The organism is Massilia sp. DJPM01 (assembly GCF_030348125.1).
Classification (GTDB): Bacteria; Pseudomonadota; Gammaproteobacteria; order Burkholderiales; family Burkholderiaceae_D; genus Telluria_A; species Telluria_A frigida.
Window position 1 is genome coordinate 97,837 of the sequence record NZ_JAQOZV010000014.1, and the last position, 13,290, is coordinate 111,126.

Annotated in this window: 11 protein-coding genes; 7 read left to right on the forward strand and 4 right to left on the reverse strand. The window is 65.1% G+C overall.

The window, feature by feature from the left end; all coding sequences use genetic code 11:
• The first annotated feature begins 19 nt into the window (after positions 1–19).
• From PO883_RS11700 to PO883_RS11715, 4 genes are read left to right on the forward strand one after another with little or no spacing between them, the layout of a single operon-like run.
• Entirely contained in the window at positions 20–3,739 is a 3,720-nt protein-coding gene (locus PO883_RS11700) for a LodA/GoxA family CTQ-dependent oxidase (RefSeq protein WP_289309916.1), read from the forward strand.
• Positions 3,739–4,824, forward strand: coding sequence for an NAD(P)/FAD-dependent oxidoreductase (locus PO883_RS11705; RefSeq protein WP_289309948.1), 1,086 nt, complete (start codon positions 3,739–3,741; stop codon positions 4,822–4,824). The genes PO883_RS11700 and PO883_RS11705 overlap by 1 nt, the downstream gene beginning before the upstream one ends.
• Positions 4,821–5,861, forward strand: a complete 1,041-nt coding sequence (locus tag PO883_RS11710; protein ID WP_289309917.1) for an SCO family protein — start codon at positions 4,821–4,823, stop codon at positions 5,859–5,861. Before PO883_RS11705 ends, PO883_RS11710 begins: the two co-directional genes overlap by 4 nt.
• Positions 5,858–7,087, forward strand: a complete 1,230-nt coding sequence (locus PO883_RS11715; protein ID WP_289309918.1) for a hypothetical protein — start codon at positions 5,858–5,860, stop codon at positions 7,085–7,087. The genes PO883_RS11710 and PO883_RS11715 overlap by 4 nt, the downstream gene beginning before the upstream one ends.
• A 231-nt stretch (positions 7,088–7,318) precedes the next feature.
• Here the strand turns inward: PO883_RS11715 and PO883_RS11720 are convergent, their stop codons facing one another.
• The 4 genes from PO883_RS11720 to PO883_RS11735 all read right to left on the reverse strand — a co-directional run bounded on the left by PO883_RS11720 (position 7,319) and on the right by PO883_RS11735 (position 9,966).
• On the reverse strand, positions 7,319–8,137 hold the full coding sequence (locus tag PO883_RS11720; RefSeq protein WP_289309919.1) for a TatD family hydrolase: 819 nt from the start codon (positions 8,135–8,137) through the stop codon (positions 7,319–7,321).
• 62 nt (positions 8,138–8,199) lie between these two features.
• Positions 8,200–9,018, reverse strand: coding sequence for an SDR family oxidoreductase (locus tag PO883_RS11725; protein WP_289309920.1), 819 nt, complete (start codon positions 9,016–9,018; stop codon positions 8,200–8,202).
• 40 nt (positions 9,019–9,058) lie between these two features.
• Positions 9,059–9,631: a TetR/AcrR family transcriptional regulator gene (locus PO883_RS11730; RefSeq protein ID WP_289309921.1), complete on the reverse strand. Its 573-nt coding sequence runs from the start codon at positions 9,629–9,631 to the stop codon at positions 9,059–9,061.
• A 113-nt stretch (positions 9,632–9,744) separates the two neighbouring features.
• On the reverse strand, positions 9,745–9,966 hold the full coding sequence (locus PO883_RS11735; protein WP_289309922.1) for a hypothetical protein: 222 nt from the start codon (positions 9,964–9,966) through the stop codon (positions 9,745–9,747).
• A 28-nt stretch (positions 9,967–9,994) separates the two neighbouring features.
• Here PO883_RS11735 and PO883_RS11740 point away from each other — a divergent pair, with 28 nt between their 5' ends.
• The 3 genes from PO883_RS11740 (at position 9,995) to eat (ending at position 13,250) form a co-directional block, all read left to right on the forward strand.
• Positions 9,995–11,407, forward strand: a complete 1,413-nt coding sequence (locus tag PO883_RS11740; RefSeq protein WP_289309923.1) for a hypothetical protein — start codon at positions 9,995–9,997, stop codon at positions 11,405–11,407.
• 102 nt (positions 11,408–11,509) lie between these two features.
• On the forward strand, positions 11,510–11,746 hold the full coding sequence (locus PO883_RS11745) for a hypothetical protein (protein ID WP_289309924.1): 237 nt from the start codon (positions 11,510–11,512) through the stop codon (positions 11,744–11,746).
• Positions 11,747–11,876: 130 nt separating this feature from the next.
• Positions 11,877–13,250 (forward strand): ethanolamine permease, encoded by a 1,374-nt coding sequence (gene eat, locus PO883_RS11750; RefSeq protein ID WP_289309925.1) that lies wholly within the window; start codon positions 11,877–11,879, stop codon positions 13,248–13,250.
• The last annotated feature ends 40 nt before the right edge of the window (positions 13,251–13,290 follow it).

Genomic DNA, 13,290 nt, shown 5'->3' on the forward strand with positions numbered 1-13,290 from the left:
GTCGCAACAGGAGAGCCGCGTGAGCGCACATCGAGATCCCAGGAGCACCAGCGGCGCCGCAGCCGGGCCGGCGATTGCCTATTGCCGCATCCACCCCGGCCTGGGCATCGCCCGCGTCGGCAACAGCCCGGACGCCTACTATTGCGGCCCGGAGTCGCCCGGCGAGGTGGTCGATCCGCCCGGCGGCTACAAGGATGCCGATGGACGCATCAAGCGCCAGGCCGCGCGCTTTCGCATTTACGCCTATGACGCCAACGACCAGCCGATCCGCGAATTGACGGCGGCCGACGCCAGCATCACCTGGACCGTGCACCTGGCCAACCGCAAGGCGGTCAACACTATGTTCCTGGGACGCTACTGGCAGAGCCAGTATCCTGATTTTTATGAAAAGGACCCGGACGCTGCGCCGCTGCGCAACCAGCAAATCCCGGCCGGTTCGCCCGAGCGCGAACGGCTGGTGATCGACCCGGGTCCGCGTTCGATCGGCGGCACCGATCCCGCCGTGCGGGTCAGGTTCGACGGCGGCACCATCGGGCCGTTGCCTTACACGGTGTTGATGCCGGCCCCGGGCGGCGCCGATCCGGACTGGGTGCGAGGCAGCCGCGACGGCTACATGAACATCAAGGCATCGGACGTGCTGCACAATCAAGCGCCGCCGCTGCAAACGCAGTATTGGACGCCGGGCGAAGTGATCAAGCCGGTGGCGCAGTCGCCCAAGGTCGAGGTGCCGCTGGGCGAATTGCGCACCGATAGCGATGGCCGCTTGCTGGTATTGGGCGGCGCCGGCAAATCGGGCTCGCTGATTCCGAACAATCCGATCGGCTTGCTGAACGTGGGCAGCGCCTTTGCCAATAACGATTACTGGTTTGACGATGTCTCCGATGGCCCGGTCAGCGCCACCGTGGTGCTGCACGACGGCACCAGCGTGACGCTGAAGGATCAGGCCTGGGTGCTGTGCGCCGTGCCCAAGTTCGTGCCAGCGGCCGAAACCCTGACCACGCTGTACGATATTGCGCGCGAAGCGGTGGGCGACGCCTCGCAGAGCGACGCGGTGTCATTCATGCGGGACGTGTATCCGATCCTGAAGCGGCTCGACACCTTCACCTGGCTGAACAAGACCGCAAATCGGGGTCACGGCAGCGACACGGCCCAGGGTTCGTTCATGGGCGCGTGCAATCCGGTGTTCCTGGCGCTGGCGTCGAACAGCAACGAGGAGCCGTTCCGCGATGCGCGCGGCCATGTGTTCGGCCGCCTGCGTCCGCCCAACCTGGTCGCCGCCAATGTGGATGCACAAGATACGCCGGAAACCCTGCGCTACGCGAACGACAGGTTCATGCCCCAGATGTCGGGCGATGGCGGCGAGGCGACCATGCTGGCCGACGCGTCGCTGAACACGCCGCTGCCGCTCAGCGGCGTGTATGTCACCTGGCTCACGCTCAGCCCGGTGCAATACGCCAAGATGAAACGCTGGGCCGAAGGCGACTTCATCGCCGACTGGCAGGGCGAGCCAGCCGCGGCGCCGCCGCTGTCGTCCTTGCCCGTGGCGCAACAACCGGCCGCGCTCGACCGCGCCGCGCTCGAACCGTGCGTCGGCGGCGCCTTCTATCCCGGCATTGAAATGACGTATTTTTCGCGTGAGGCGAGTACCTGGGCTGGCCTGTGCCGCATTAACCCGGCCACGCCGCCGGGCGGCCTGACCATGCACATGGCCTTGCCATGGCAGGCCGACTTCTCGGAGTGCAACACCTATTGGTGGCCGGCCCAGCGTCCTGACGATGTGGTGCCGGTCGGGACGCTGGATGCCGGAGTGGCATCGGACGACGGGATCAACAAGGAACCCTTGTCGTCAGTGCTGGCCAAGCGCGTGCCGTGGGCGCGCGGCTTGCCGACCGCGCCGCCCGACATCGACAATGCCATGGTCGAACATTGGAAAGACCTGGGTTTCGTCGTGCAAAAGCAGGTCGACGGACAACGCGTGATGATCGAGACGGAGCGCTCGCCTTACTTTGGCAGCACGATGCGCGACTTCTTCTACTACCTGATGAATATCGCGTCGTACGGCGATTTCCTGCCGCGCGCGCACAGCCTGGTGGGCGAATTTCTCGAGAAAGCCTGGCAAAATCAGGAACTGGCAGATCATGACGAAGTCTGGAAGTTCTTTCCTTTCACGAAGGATAGCTTCGACGCGCGCCTCGACCTGATCTACGACAATTTCGTGCGCGACGCCAGCCTCAGTTCGGCCCGGCAGCAGTACCTGGTCGCGCAGAGCGGCACCGCGCACCAGAGTTACCTGAGCAACAGCCGCGCAAGCGTCATCAACAGCATCTTCCAGATGGCGCCATTCAACCAGCTCGATGGCGCCTGGCTGCGCGGCATCACGCCGGACGGCCCGATCGGCTCGATCGATTCCATGATGTTCAGCATCCGCATGGATGAGATGGGCGACGGCAACGTGGAACAGAACCACGCCAACGTCTACACCGACTTGCTCAAGAGCTTGAACATCTACCTGCCGGACTTGCATACGCGCGAGTATGCGGACAATCCTGACCTGTACGATTCGGCTTTTACGCAGCCCGTGTTCCTGCTGGCGATCTCGCAGTTCGGCGATGAATTCATGCCGGAACTGCTGGGCATGACCTTGTACCTGGAATGGAGTGCGATCGGCCTGCTCAGCTCTGTCGACCAGATGAAAGCGCTGGGCATCAATCCGCTGTATTACGCGCTGCATCTGGGGATCGACAATGCCAGTGCCGGCCACGGGGCCATCGCCAAGGCCTGCGTCGAGATGTACCTCGACCAGGTGCGCGAGTCGGAAGGCGAAGCGGCCATGCAGCTGGTCTGGAAACGCATCTGGACCGGGTATGTGGCGTTCGGCACGCTGGGAACGCTGGGTGACGACATGGCCAACGCCAGCACCAGCCCGCCAACGCCGGAAGATCGCGTGGTGGCGATGATCCAGGCCAAGGCGCCGTATGCCAGCCGCGCCCACCGCGAGAAAATGCTCGGGCCGAACCTGATCAACGACTGGATGCTCGACCCGTTCGGCCTGCTGCAAGAAATGCAGAAGGCCGGCCTGGTCGTGCCGGGGGATCTGGAGCACAGCACCATCCTCCAGCTGATCAGTTTTAATGGGCCGATGTACCACGTGTTCTCGGCCGCGGAGCAAAAGCTGTGGCAGGACTATATCCTGTATCTCGGGCAGACGCCGCCTGTGGACACCGATATCGCGCATTGCATGCACTCGACCATCAATTTCATGCGTGAGCGCCAAATGGGCGTCAGCGGACACCGGGTCAAGCTGGAAGGCCCGGATCCGCTTGGCGCCGATCCCGCCGCCAAGGACGCGCCACTGGTATCGATGTCGATCCAGGAATGGTTCGCCCTGGAGGACAACGACGCCCTGATGCGCGCGCTGGCGTGCGAACGCAACGGCTGGGTGAGGCGTTTCGATCCGCTCAACAGTCCGCTGGTGACCAGCATGCTGGCCGGTAACGGCGCGATGGCGACCGCGTTCCAGGCGATCCCGGCAAATACCGGTGGCGCCAGCTACAAGAGCATCATCGTGCAGTGGATCGGGATGGGCTGTCCGGTGGGCGGGATGGCGCGCAGCGCGCGTCTGGCCGCCAAGGCGCAGCTACCGGTGGTGCCGAATGCGGGCAAGGTGTCGACCAACTACCTGTCCAAGGGCAAGGAGGGGCGGCCGCACCGCATCTGGGGCATGGGAACGCCGCATTGATGGCGCCCTGTGATGCCGATGTGGCGGTGATTGGCGCCGGGCCGGCCGGCGCGGCCGTGGCGCTGTTGCTGGCGCGCGCAGGGCATCGCGTGCTGCTGGCCGAGCGCGACACCGGGCCGCGGCTGGCGGTTGGCGAATCGGTCGGTCCGGGCATCCGGGTCGCGCTCGAGCGCCTGGGCGTGTTCGATGCGTTCCTCGCCGATGGCCATCTGGAATCGCTGGGCAATATGTCGGCCTGGGGCACACCGGAGGCGGCTGGACGCGACTTCCTGTTCAGCCCCTACGGCAATGGCTGGCATCTGGAGCGCGGCCGCTTCGACGCCACCCTGCGCAGGCAGGCGCAGTTGTGCGGCGCGATGCTGCATGGCGCGACCCGGCTGGAACAGCTTGCGCGCGCGGCTGGCGGCTGGCGTTTGCGGCTGGCGGGCCCCGACGGTCCGCTGGACTGGCACACGCGCTTCGTGGTCGACGCGACCGGGCGCCGCGCGACGGTGGCGCGGCGCTGCGGCAGCGCGCGCCGTCCGCTTGATCACCTGGTCGGGGTCGTCACCTATCATGGCGCCGGCAACAAGGTGCAATGCCGTACGCTGATCGAAGCCGAACGCGATGGCTGGTGGTACTCGGCGCCGCTGCCAGAGCGACGCCTGGTGCTGGCGTACATGACCGACGCGGGCCGGCACACGCGCCGCGCGCTGGCCGGGCCGCCCCGGCCGGACAGTGCGCCGCTGACGCATGCCCGCCTGGTACAGCACGGCGGCCAGGCCGAGGCAGCGGCTGCCATCGTGCCGGCCTACAGCGCCTGCCTGGCGCAAGCGGCCGGCGCCGGCTGGCTGGCCGTGGGCGACGCTGCCGCCAGTGTCGACCCGCTGTCGTCGCAGGGCATCATGAGCGCGCTCGAGCAGGGACTGGCCGCTGCCGGCGCGCTCGCTGCCGCCCTCGGCGGCGACGCCAGCGCCATGCCGGCCTACGCGGATCGGATCAGCAGCATGTATGCCGATTACCTGGTGCAGCGCGCTCACTATTACCGGCGCGAACAGCGCTGGCCGGATTCAGACTTTTGGAGGCAACGATGGGCAGACGCATGAACGCACAGTGGCTGTGCATGGGCGTGTTGTGGTGCTGTGCGCTGATGGCGCACGCGGCGCCGAAGGCGGTGCCGGAAGCGTCCTTGCTCGATCAGGATGGGCGCCAGGTGGCGTTCCAGCGCGACCTGGTCAAGGACAAGACCGTCATCGTCAATTTCATTTTCACCAGTTGCACCATGATTTGCCCGACCCAGGCAGCCACCCTGCGCGAGGTACAAAAGAGCCTGGGCGCGCGGGTCGGGAGCGATATTGCCCTCATTTCGATCAGTATCGACCCGGCGGTCGATGTGCCGGCCCGCCTGAAGGCGTTTGCCAAACGCTTCGACGCCGGGCCGGGCTGGCACTTTGTCACTGGCCGCAAGCCGGAAGTCGATTCGCTGCTGGCGGCGCTGGGTGCCGGCGGCGCGGCGCCGGCCGAGCACAGCGGCCTGGTACTGGTGATCAACGACAGCGTCGGCAGCTGGACCCGGCTCGAAGGCCTGGTGTCGGCGCCCGAGATTGTGCGCGCGGCGCAAAAGGCGGCCGGGCCGGTCAAGACGGGGCGCGATGTGGCGGGCACGTATTTCACCAATTTGCCGCTGCTGACGCAGGATGGGCGGGCGGTGCGCTTTTATGACGACATGTTGAAGGACAAGGTGGTGCTGATCAATTTCATGTTCACCACCTGCCCTGGCATTTGCACGCCGATGACAGCCAATCTGGCGCGGGTCCAGGCCTTGCTGGGAGAGCGCGCCGGACACGATGTGCACATGGTGTCGATCACGGTCGATCCCGGCACCGACACGCCCACCGTCTTGCGCGATTTCGCGCAACGTTTCCAGATCAAGCCGGGCTGGACTTTCCTGACTGGCAAGAAGGAGAACGTCGATTGGGTGCGCTACAAGCTCGGCGGCTACAACGGCGAACAGATCGATGATCACAGCACCATTCTGCTGGCCGGCAATTTGCGGACCGGTGAATGGAAAAAGCTGATGGCGCTGGGCGCGCCGGCCGAGATCGTGGCGGCGGTGGTGCCGATGCTGGGTGCGCAGCCGTGAAACCTGGCCGCGCCGTGCTGGCTGTCTGCCTGCTCGGCTTGAGTGGCTGGGCCGGGGCACAGGCGACGGTGGAACGCGGACGTTTGGCGTACCAGAGCGGTGCGGCCGCTTGCGCGCGCTGCCATGGCCGGCACGGCGAGGGGCGCCGCGAAGGGTCTGTCGCGGCGCCTGCCTTGCAGCGTTTTGCGGGGCAGAAGGCCGGCCTCGATGAACTGCGGCTGGCCGTCAACGACGGTCTTTCCGCAGGACGCGCACTGCATCCGCTGATGCCGCGCTACCGCTTCGATGCCGGTGCGCTGGCCGACCTGTCGGCCTATCTCGACGTGCTCGGCAGCGAGGCCGATGCCGATCCCGGCATCGGTTCCGATACGCTGATGATCGGCGTGCGGCTCGATGCCAGCGTGGTACCAGCCGTACAGGCGCGTTTCGCGCAAATCAATGGCGCTGGCGGCATCTACGGCCGCCGCCTGGTGCTGCAGCTTGATCCGGGTGCAGCCGTCTTCGCGATGCTGGGTTGGGGCAGGGACGTGCCGCCTGCCACGCCATCGATCGCGCCTGATGCGGGCACTGGCGCCGCCGCGTTCGGCTTGTTGCCGGGCAGCGCGGCGCAGGCGCGCTTCATGCTCGATCAGGCACTGGCCGCGGCGCCCAAAGGCGCAACGCTGGCATTGTCGGCCGCCGCCGACACCGAGCCCGATACCGTGCGGGCTTTACAGGCGCGGGCCGTGGCGCGTGGTTTCACATTGGTGCCGCTCGCCGCTGTACACGCGCGTGGCAATGGCGCAGTTGCCGTATTGTCCCTGGGTGACGGCGCCCATCTGGCAGGCGTTGCGCACAAGGTAGCGGCGGTGCCCATTCATGCGCTGGCGATGCAGGCCGGCCGCACGGTGTTCGTGTTGGCCCCGGACGCGGCGCGCCGCCTGCGCCTGGCCGCGCCGGCCGCCTTATCCTATCCCGGCGCCGCGCGGCCAGTGCAAGAACGCCTGGCGCTCGGCGCGGTCGCGATCCTGGTCGAGGCACTCAAACGCAGTGGGCGCAGGCTCGACCGCGAGACCTTCGTTCATGCCATCGAGCAGATGCGCGGCTTTGACGTTGATGGTTTGCCGGCCATGCGCTTTGGCCCGAACCGGCATGTGGGCGCGGCGGGCATGCTCATGGTGAAAGTGGATCCGGAGCGCCGCTCGTATCTTCCGTACACCGATGTGTCGGAGGAAAACGATAACTGATGCGCCCCCGGCAGCGTCCCGCATCAGCCAATGTGCAAGGGGCGCAGCTTGCTGCTGTGGGTGGAAAAGCGCCGCGTACGGCAGGAAAAGACGGGACGCATCAGCTATCGCGTCGTCAATGCCGTTGGCGGTTGCCGGTACCGATTTGGTGTTGCTTGCGACGGCGCTGGTGGCTGTATGCGCTGCGCGCCGCCTTGCCGCGCGGCCGGTGCCCGAGTGGCCTTGGAAACGTCACCCTTCGCCGTGGCGCAGGTCTCCGAGTCCGAAAAACGCCATGGTCGCCGCATAGGCATCCGCCCTGACTTGCTCGACCGGCACGCCGCGGCCGATGGCCAGCAGTTCAGCAACGCGCGGCAGCCCAGCCGGCTCGTTTCTGCCCGCAATGGCCGGGGCGTAGCCGGGCGGCGTCAGGTAGGGCGCGTCGGTCTCGAGCATCATGCGCTCGGGTGGGATGACTTGCAGAGCGCGCACAAGGTCTTGATTGCGGTTTTTCTGTCCGACCCAGCCGGTGATGCCGAGATAAAAACCCCGCTCGACATACTGCCGCGCGACCGCCTCGTTTCCGGTGAAGCAGTGCACGACGCAGTGTGGCAGGCGGTCCTTGAAGTTATCCAGGATGGCCAGCAGATCCGGTGCGGCCTCACGCTCATGCAGAAACAAGGGCTTGCCGGCCGTGCAGGCCAGCTCGACCTGTGCCTCGAGGGCGGCGCGCTGCACAGGGCGAGGCGACAGGTCGCGGTTGTAATCGAGACCCGTTTCGCCCACCGCCACGGCATGTGGATGCGATAGCAGCACGCGCAGCTGATCCAGTGCGTCGGCATCGAACCCGGAAGCATAATGGGGATGAACGCCAGCGGTGAAGTAAGCGCTGCCGGGGGCCATTTTTTCCGTCAGCAGCGCCACTTCATTGGACGTTTTCAACGATGTGCCGGTCAGGATGAAGCGCTCGACGCCGGCGTCATGCGCGCGCGCGATCACGTGTTCCCAGTCACGCGCGAAGCGGTGGCTGGACAGGTTCAGTCCAATATCAATCAGGGGAAATGTACGCATGGCCGGCATTGTCGCGGGGAGGTTAATGGTTTGTCAATGTAACGCCGAGCAGCTTAAGCAACTCACTTCAAGCCGAAACGCTGGTTCATCATGTCGATATAGGCTTCGGTACCCAGGCTGGCGCGCGCGGCCAGCAGCGCTTCGGCGTCCGGACCGGCCACGTACGTGACGCGGGCGCTGCCATCGGTGGCGGCGCTGAAGATCACCTCGGCGATTGCGCGCGGCTGGGAATAGCCGCCACGGTTGTTCTCGAACGTGCGCATGACGCTTGCTACCGAGTCCGCATAGGGGTGGGCGTCACCGCTGAAGGTCGTTGACAGCGAACGCCCGGCGAAGTCGGTGGCGACGCCGCCCGGCGCGACCGCCTTGGCCGCAATGCCGAACGGTGCCAGCTCGTAAGTGAGGCCTTCGGTAAAGCCGACGATGGCGTACTTGGTAGCGTGGTAAATCGCGTTGAGCGGCATCGTCGTCAGGCCGCCGACCGAGGCGACGTTGATGATCGTCCCTGCCCGCTGTTCGCGCATGGCCGGCAGCACCGCGCGCACCACGTCGAGAACGCCGGTGACGTTGGTCGCCAGCTGGCGTTCGACCAGTTGCGTCGATGCCGTCTCGAAGGGGCCGAAGGCGCCGAAGCCGGCGTTGTTGACGACCGCATCGATGCGGCCGAAGCTGGCCAGCGCGAGCGCGACGGCAGCGTCGATCGAGGCGCCGTCGGTTACGTCAAGCCGGGTGACCAGCACGTTCGGTGCGCCAGCGAGCGCGCCTGCCGCAGCCGGATCGCGCATGGTCGCCACCACATTCCAGCCGCGTTCGGCGAACAGTTCGGCGGTGGCGCGGCCAATGCCACTGGAACAGCCAGTGATCAGTATCGTTTTTTGCATGATAAGTGAATCTCCATTCGGTTAAAAGATAAAAAAACGCTCAAGCCTTCAGAGCGTCCCAACACAGTTGAAAGCCGGTGGTCCTGGTCGATTCGTCGTCTGGCAGGATGCCTGCGGCGATCAGGCGCGCGGTTTCGCGCACCGAGCCGAGGATGCAGGCCCCCAGGAAGGGAAGCGCGACGGCCTTGAGGATATCGTCGCGCCGGCCCGCTGCCAGGACTTCGTCGAACTCGCGCACGAAGCGCTTGCCCAGCTCGCGGTTCGACTCGCTCATGAAGCGGGAGCTGACGTACTGCTCCTGGAACACCATCTCGGCCGGGTGGTCGAGGCGGTTATTGAGCATGTTGAGCCAGATCTGGCGAATGCGCAGCTTGGGCGCCAGTTCCGTTCCCGCGCCGCGCGTGAGGCGCTCGAAGGTGGCGCTCTTGGCGCGCTCGTACAGCGCGTCGAGCAGCGCCTCCTTGGACGGGTAGTAAATATAGAGCGTGCTGGTGGCAATGCCGGCGGCGCGCGCGATAGCGGCCAGCGTCAGCGGCATCAGGCCGTTTTCCTGCACGAGCGCATAGGTGGCGCGTTCGATGGAGGCCAGTTTTTTGTCGTCCTTGGGTTTCATTTACGCATCTTAACCGAATACGGATTCGTTTTCACTGACTATTTCATTGTCGATGAGCTGGAGAGAAATGTTCGGCGCGCCCTCATGATTCTCCGCCTGCGGTCGTTATAAGCTTATGTCAATGTTGCTTCGGTTGTCAGGCCGTCGTGAAGTGTACGGTTGATAAAAAAACAATGCAAGATTCCAGCGTTATTTGACCATTTTCGACCAGCAGCCATGAGCGCAATTTCTTCCATTCCCAGTTCGAGCCTCATATCGACGCGGAGCGCGGCGAGCGCCCCCCAGCGCGCTGCAGCGCCGGCGCTGCAGCGATCGACGCCGTCCACTATCGTCAATCTCAGTCCGCGGGGCGTCGCGGCGTCAATGCATGCCACCTCCGCGCTGGCGTGGGAAGCGACCGCGCGCGATGGCGTGAGCGATCTGATCGCCGCCAATCTCGCTGCGCGCTCGAGCGCCGGCCGTTTCAGCGGACTGGGCGCGGCCCTGCTTACGCAATTCAGGGGCGACGTCAGCAATGTCTCGCAATCGGCGCACCTGTCGCCGGCGGCCCCGGCCTTGCATGGCCAGGGCGACGACCGGATGTCGCTCAGCATCACCACCAAAAGCGGCGTCGAGGTCCAGCTGGCCCTGGATAGCCGCGACGATGGCCTGGCGGTGCGGATGAGCACTAGCGGGGAATTGAGCGACGCGGAGCGCAACGCGCTGGCCGGCCTGGCCGGCGCTTTCCAGGACGCCATCGATGGCATGGCGGAGGAGCCGCCGTCCGTGAGGCTGGCGGGCCTCACGCAATTCGATCCGGCGGTGCTGGCGTCGGTCGACCTGCGCGCCGCGATCAAGCTCGATACCGATCCGGAAAGCACGCAGGCCCTGGATTTTCACGCCGACGGCGCGCAACGCAAGGTCAGCCTGAGCGGGCCGTCCGGCACGGCGTCGGTCAGCGTCGATACCGGCAATCTGTCGGGTCTCGGCAGTCCCGAACAGCAGGCCAGGGCGCTGGCCAGCCACCTCAAGCAGTTCGACCACGCCGCAAGCAGGGGCCGTGCCGACGCCGGGCTGATGACGATGTTCAAGGACGCCTTTTCCGGGCTCAACGCCAACGTCGGCAGCACCGCGCCGCGTGCCGGCACCCCCGCAGGCGGAAAATGGGAACTGGCGGCGGCGGACCATGCCGCGCTGAGCGGGCTGGCCGACTTCAGCGCTCAGGTCAGCCAGGCATCCACGTCGATCAATCCGATGCGTCCGAGCGAACAGGACAGCTTCGCCTACGAGCTGTCGCAAAGCACCAGCATTGGCGGACGCAGCCAGGGCGAGCGCTCCATTGCGCAGCAGCAGAAATCCGAGCTGAACGCCAGCTTTCATACGCCGGGCACGCCAGGCGGCCAACTGAAGCTGGACTACACCCAGCAATCGCAAAACTACAACTTCCATCAGATCAAGGATGCCGCCAGCAGCGATGTGAACCTGGCCTACAGCGACGGGCGCCTGGTCAAGGCCACGCTCAATCAATCCGCCAGCCAGTCGGCCCGGGTGATGAGCTATGTGATGGGCAATCTGGTGTCCGATACGGTCACGCCAGTGCGCCAAGCCTTCCAGCGTGATCTGCTGTCCGCGCTGGCACCGTATCTGACTGGCGATCCGCGCCGCTCGGAGCAGGAAAAGCAGAGCCAGCGCAAGCAATCGATGGATAGCCAGGGCGAGCAGGTATTGCTCAAGGCCTATCCGGACCCGGCCGATGGCATCTGGTCGCTCGACAAGGCCAGCGCAGCGTCCGTGTAAAATGAGGAGGTAACGGGGCCGCACTGGCGTCGTATGCACAGGCTTGCAGCGACGGTTGCAGGCCTTTTTTGATGTGATCGTGCGCATCCAGGGATGCGCAGCATGGCTAACAAGATCAGGATCGCCATCTATGCCGTGCTCATGGCTTGCGTTGTGTATGTCGTTTCCTATCTGTACGCGCAGCATGCGCCCGACTGGTATCCATCGCACAGAGCGAACGAGCAGCACTTCGTCGCCTTCTGGGGCAGTGGCTACCTGTTCAAGGGGAAGGCAAGGATGAGTATTACTGGGTTGGGTTTAACTGGTGATGCCTTGAATTTTCTTCGCCAAAACCGTTAATTTAACGGCATACTTAACTCGTCGGCACTGTTTATCCGCTTCGGATAGCACCTTCACGCTCGCGATTGGCCGGCCGCATCAAGCAATCTTCGTCTCAAGTTTCGCCACCTTACCCGGATTGGAGTCACTCATGAACGCGAACAACGCAGGCGCGCCCGCGCTCAAGCAGGCACTGAGCACCTTTCAATTGTGGGGCATCGCCGTCGGGCTGGTCATTTCTGGCGAGTATTTCGGCTGGAGTTACGGCTGGGCATCGGCCGGCACCCTCGGCTTTACCGTGACGGCAATCTTCATCGCCGCCATGTACACCACCTTCATCTTCAGCTTTACCGAACTGACCACGTCGATCCCGCATGCGGGCGGGCCGTTTGCCTACAGCAAGCGCGCCTTCGGCCCGCTGGGCGGCTACATCGCCGGCGCCGCCACCCTGATCGAGTTCGTATTCGCGCCGCCGGCCATCGCGCTGGCCATCGGTGCGTACATGAACGTGCAGTTTCCCGCGCTCGATCCCAAGCTGGTCGCCCTGCTTGCTTACCTTGTGTTCATGGCCATGAACGTCATCGGGGTGCAGGTGGCGGCCACGCTCGAACTGATGCTGGCCATCGTGGCGATTTTCGAGTTGCTGGTGTTCATGGGCGTGGTGGCCCCGGGCTTTTCGCTGGCCAACTTCACCAAGGGGGGATGGGCCGGCCAGGACAGCTTCAGCGCGGCGGCCATTCCCGGCATGTTCGCGGCGATTCCCTTCGCGATCTGGTTTTTCCTGGCCATCGAAGGGGTGGCGATGGCGGCGGAAGAGGCGAAGGACCCGCGCCGCTCGATTCCCATCGCCTATGTCAGCGGCATCCTGACGCTGGTGGCGCTGGCCCTGGGCGTGATGCTGTTCGCCGGCGGCGCGGGCGACTGGACCAAGCTGGCCAACATCAACGATCCGCTGCCGCAGGCGATGAAGATGATCGTCGGCGGCAGCAGCGGCTGGCTGCACATGCTCGTGTGGCTGGGCTTGTTCGGGCTGATCGCCTCCTTCCACGGCATTATCTTCGGCTATTCGCGCCAGATCTTCGCGCTGGCCCGCGAAGGCTATCTGCCGCATTATTTCGCGAAAATTCATCCGCGCTTCAAGACGCCGCACCGCGCCGTGCTGGCCGGCGGCGTGGTCGGGATTGCCGCGATCTACAGCGATGAGCTGATCAAGATCGGCGGGCAGACCCTGACGGCCAATATCGTCACCATGTCGGTGTTCGGGGCGATCACGATGTATATCGTCAGCATGCTGGCGCTGTTCAAGCTGCGCCGCAGCGAGCCGCAGATGGTGCGGCCGTTCAGTGCGCCGCTGTATCCCTTCTTCCCGCTGTTTGCCCTGCTCGGCGCGCTGGTATGCCTGGGGACCATGGTCTATTACAACTTTGTGATGGCGCTGGTGTTCGCCGGCTTGCTGCTGGCCGGCTACGCGGTGTTCCTGATGACGGCCGGCCACCGCGCGACCCTGGAGGCCTCGCAGGCCTAGCCGTGGCGGCGCGCTGTATCATAGTGTTTTTCGATATGTC

What these genes read in the sequence shown, in the direction of transcription:
- PO883_RS11705 (WP_289309948.1), top strand. Translation starts at nt 3,739, where the DNA reads ATGGCGCCCTGTGATGCCGATGTGGCGGTGATTGGCGCCGGGCCGGCC.
- PO883_RS11710 (WP_289309917.1), top strand. Translation starts at nt 4,821, where the DNA reads ATGAACGCACAGTGGCTGTGCATGGGCGTGTTGTGGTGCTGTGCGCTG.
- PO883_RS11720 (WP_289309919.1), bottom strand. Translation starts at nt 8,137, where the DNA reads ATGCGTACATTTCCCCTGATTGATATTGGACTGAACCTGTCCAGCCAC.
- PO883_RS11725 (WP_289309920.1), bottom strand. Translation starts at nt 9,018, where the DNA reads ATGCAAAAAACGATACTGATCACTGGCTGTTCCAGTGGCATTGGCCGC.
- PO883_RS11730 (WP_289309921.1), bottom strand. Translation starts at nt 9,631, where the DNA reads ATGAAACCCAAGGACGACAAAAAACTGGCCTCCATCGAACGCGCCACC.
- PO883_RS11740 (WP_289309923.1), top strand. Translation starts at nt 9,995, where the DNA reads ATGCATGCCACCTCCGCGCTGGCGTGGGAAGCGACCGCGCGCGATGGC.
- PO883_RS11745 (WP_289309924.1), top strand. Translation starts at nt 11,510, where the DNA reads ATGGCTAACAAGATCAGGATCGCCATCTATGCCGTGCTCATGGCTTGC.
- eat (WP_289309925.1), top strand. Translation starts at nt 11,877, where the DNA reads ATGAACGCGAACAACGCAGGCGCGCCCGCGCTCAAGCAGGCACTGAGC.